Origin of the sequence: Acidovorax sp. HMWF018 (assembly GCF_003061035.1) — a bacterium.
Classification (GTDB): Bacteria; Pseudomonadota; Gammaproteobacteria; order Burkholderiales; family Burkholderiaceae_C; genus Acidovorax; species Acidovorax delafieldii.
Map to the genome: position 1 here is coordinate 1 of NZ_QAIM01000158.1, position 3144 is coordinate 3144.

Here is a 3144-nt window from a genome sequence, read left to right on the forward strand (position 1 = left end):
GCCGGTGGTGGCCTGGGAGGGCTGATCAGCCTGGCCGCACAAAACCCGCAACTGGTGCAGGCCGTGATGTCCCTGATCAGCAACGATGGCCCGGTGGGCGGCCTTCCGGGGCTGATAGCCAAGTTCCAGCAAGCCGGGCTGGGCAACGTGATTGCGTCGTGGCTGAGCGCCGGGCCCAACCAGGCGATCTCGGGTGAGCAGCTGTCGCAGGTGTTGGGCAGCGGCCCCCTGTTGCAGATGGCCGCGCAGCTGGGTGTGGCCCCCGGTGCAGCCGCCGGGCAGCTGGCCCAGGTGTTGCCGGGCCTGGTCGACCACCTGAGCCCCCAGGGCCAGGCTCCCCATGGCGGGTTTGGCAATGCTAACGACCTACTGGGGATGCTGGGCGGATTGCTTCAAAAGTGATAGCTGCCAGCACTTGATTTGAAAGCACTGGCAGCTATTTTCATCACCACCCTGCGCCCTCGGCGGGGCCAGCGCGTTACCGCTGCAAACAACTCAGAGGACTGCTCACAAAAATTCCCACGGGTGTGCCCCTAGCATCGCGGGCGCCGTGCAAGGCGGGCCCATCGGCAAGCACTGCGGCACACACAACAACACACGACCGAGGGAATTTTCAGCATGAACGAAGGCACTCCATTTGCAACGCCCCAAGCGGCATCGGCCGCAGCCAGTGGCACCCCCACGGCGGTGCCCACCGACTTGCCCAAAGTCTGGCAAAAACGCTTTGCACTGATAGAACGGGCGGGGGGACTCAAGCTCACCAAGCTCAAGGACCTGAGCTTCTTTGAGCGCACGGCGTGCACCTTCAACCTGCTGGCGGGCCTGTTCGGCCCGTTTTATTACATCGCCAAGGGCATGTGGAAAAAGGGGCTGGCGTACTGGGGGCTGGGCATTGCGGGCATCCTGGTGCTGGAAACGCTGGTGACGGTGGCGGGCTTTGGGCACCTGCTGAGCCGGGTGCACTACACCGGCGCATGGGTCGCCCTGTTTGCCATGATGGCCAACCGCGACTACTACAAGAAGGTCATGCTGGGCGACAACGGCTGGCTGTGACACCCGGCCCCCAACCCACAACCCCCAGCCGCGCCGCACAACACTGCATTCGCTGGGCCTGGGGGGCTGCCTTGGTGACGTTTGCACTCACCGCAGCCAACACGACCGGTGCCGCACTGGGTTCCAACGGGGTGACGTTCACCCCGTGGATGTGGCTGGACGTATGTATCTGCGGGGTGCTCGCGTGGGGCGTCTACCGCCGCAGCCGCATCGCCGCCGTGCTCATGTTCGTTTACTTCACCGCCGCCAAGGTGCTGTGGGTGTGGAATGACCTGGAGATGCGTGAGGAACCCGGCTGGAGTGATTTTCTGGACAGCCTGGACACCTGTACCAGCGGCGGCCTGCTGATGGCCGCGGTGCTGCTGGTGGTGTACGCGCTGGGCGTCTACGGCACGGTCGTCCACCACAGGCGGTTGCGCCGGTCCGTACTACCGACGCTATCTCCATCAGTTCAAAAATGATAGCTACTGACGCATGATGCACTAGCGCTTGAAGGCCTTTTTATCCAAAAAACGGCCCGTGCGCCTAGGCCACCACGGGACAGCGCCGCACCAGCCACTGCCGCAACAGGTCGAACACCGGCTCCGCCAGCTCAGGGCTTTCGTTGAACAGCTCGTGGAACAAGGGCTCAAAGCAGTGCGAATGCACCACGGCCTGGGGTGCGGCCGCCGCAAACGCACGGCTGCCGGCGGGGTTGACCAGCTTGTCGCTGCCCGCCCACATCAGCAGCGTGGGCACACTCCAGTGCGCAGCGCGGGCCACGGTGGCGGGGCCACCCTCGGCGATGAAGCGGGCCAGGCGGGCACTGATGCGGTCGTGGCACAGCGGATCGGCCAGGTAGGCCGCCACCACGGCGCTGTCGTGCGAAAGGTACTGCGCGTCCAGCCCGTTGCCCACGCGCAGGTTGGGCGCGATGCGCGGCAGCGTGGCCAGCAGCAGCTTTTGCACGGCGCCCAGGCCGGCATCGAGCGCGGGGGAGGACAGCACCAGCGCATCCACCGGCCGCAGGTGCAGGGACACAAACCGCGAGGCCACCAGCCCGCCCATGCTGTGGCCCAGCAGCATCAGGGGTTGCCCTGCCGGCATGCGGGCGCGGGTGGCGTCCACCAGGTCTGCCAGATCGTCCAGCAGGCGCATGTCCGACGTGAGCCCGCCGCGCGGCCCGGCCGATTCGCCGTGGCCGTACTGGTCGTAGCCCCGCACCGCAAACCCCCAGTCGTTGAGGCGGCGGGCCAGCGCGTCGTAGCGGCCCACATGCTCGCCCAGGCCGTGCACCAGCAGCACCGTCCCCCGGCAGGGCTCGCCCTGCGGCAGGGGCCAGTCCTGCACAGCCAGGTTCTCGCCATCGCTCGCGGTGAAGGTGGTCAGGGTCGAAGGAAGCAGTTCGTCAGAAGTCATGGAAAGCAGGGCATTCGAGACGCGATGGGACAGCATACCCGGCGCACCCAAATACCCGATGCACTAAATGGTCAGGCTTGTACTGCCGGCAAGACCCAGAGAGCGTGACCCCTGATCGGGCGAAGCTGCTCCGGGGTTTTCAAGCCAGAGATACCCAGAGGTCATCCCAGTCGGTGGGCAGGAAATTGCCCTCGCGCCGCAGCACTTGCTGGTGCTTGCGGTTGAGCACGAAGTGCGTGGGACGTCGCGAAATGGCGCCAAAACTGTCCTTGTGCCCCTCAGCGTTTCGCCAGGCAATGGGAAAACGCTGCTCGGCGGGCACTGATACCTTGAGCAGCTCGATGTACTGCATGAAGTCAGCAGCCTTCTCATCCATGTTCACGCCCAGCAGCACAAAGTCGCGCTGGCGATTGGCGGTGTAAAACTCGCGCATGAGGCGCAACTCGTTGGTGCACAGAGCGCAGCCAGCGGTGAAAAAGCTCACCAGACACACCTTGCCCGCATAGTCCGTCAGCATGACCGGTTTGCCTTCGCTGTTGGTACCGGTCAGCGTGTGAAGAGGGCCCGGTGTGCTGCTGCCAGCCGGGGTCTGGGCCGTACCGGACGCCGGCGCGAGAGTGGCAAGGGCAGCTGCAGAGCAGGCGTGGAGAAAGGCGCGTTTTTCCATGGTGTGACCCGGTGATGGAAGGCGTG

The 3144-nt window shown here is 65.2% G+C and carries 5 protein-coding genes; 3 read left to right on the top strand and 2 right to left on the bottom strand.

The genetic code is table 11. The features are described 5' to 3' along the window. The 3 genes from DBR23_RS06140 to DBR23_RS06150 all read left to right on the top strand — a co-directional run. A partial coding sequence (locus DBR23_RS06140; RefSeq protein ID WP_108497645.1) for a YidB family protein occupies positions 1 to 402 on the top strand: 402 nt, incomplete at its 5' end. Positions 403 to 618: 216 nt separating this feature from the next. Beyond that, the gene (locus DBR23_RS06145) at positions 619 to 1053 is read left to right on the top strand and encodes a DUF2628 domain-containing protein (RefSeq protein ID WP_108497646.1); all 435 of its coding nucleotides are present in this window, start codon (positions 619 to 621) and stop codon (positions 1051 to 1053) included. Positions 1054 to 1124: 71 nt separating this feature from the next. Then, complete coding sequence (locus DBR23_RS06150) at positions 1125 to 1514, top strand: hypothetical protein (RefSeq protein WP_108497647.1); 390 nt, start codon at positions 1125 to 1127, stop codon at positions 1512 to 1514. A gap of 64 nt (positions 1515 to 1578) precedes the next feature. Here DBR23_RS06150 and DBR23_RS06155 read toward each other — a convergent pair whose 3' ends face one another. After that, on the bottom strand, positions 1579 to 2451 hold the full coding sequence (locus tag DBR23_RS06155) for an alpha/beta hydrolase (protein WP_108497648.1): 873 nt from the start codon (positions 2449 to 2451) through the stop codon (positions 1579 to 1581). A gap of 139 nt (positions 2452 to 2590) precedes the next feature. Then, positions 2591 to 3144, bottom strand: a 554-nt coding sequence (locus DBR23_RS06160; protein WP_233250303.1) for a peroxiredoxin, incomplete at its 5' end; no start/stop codon positions are given.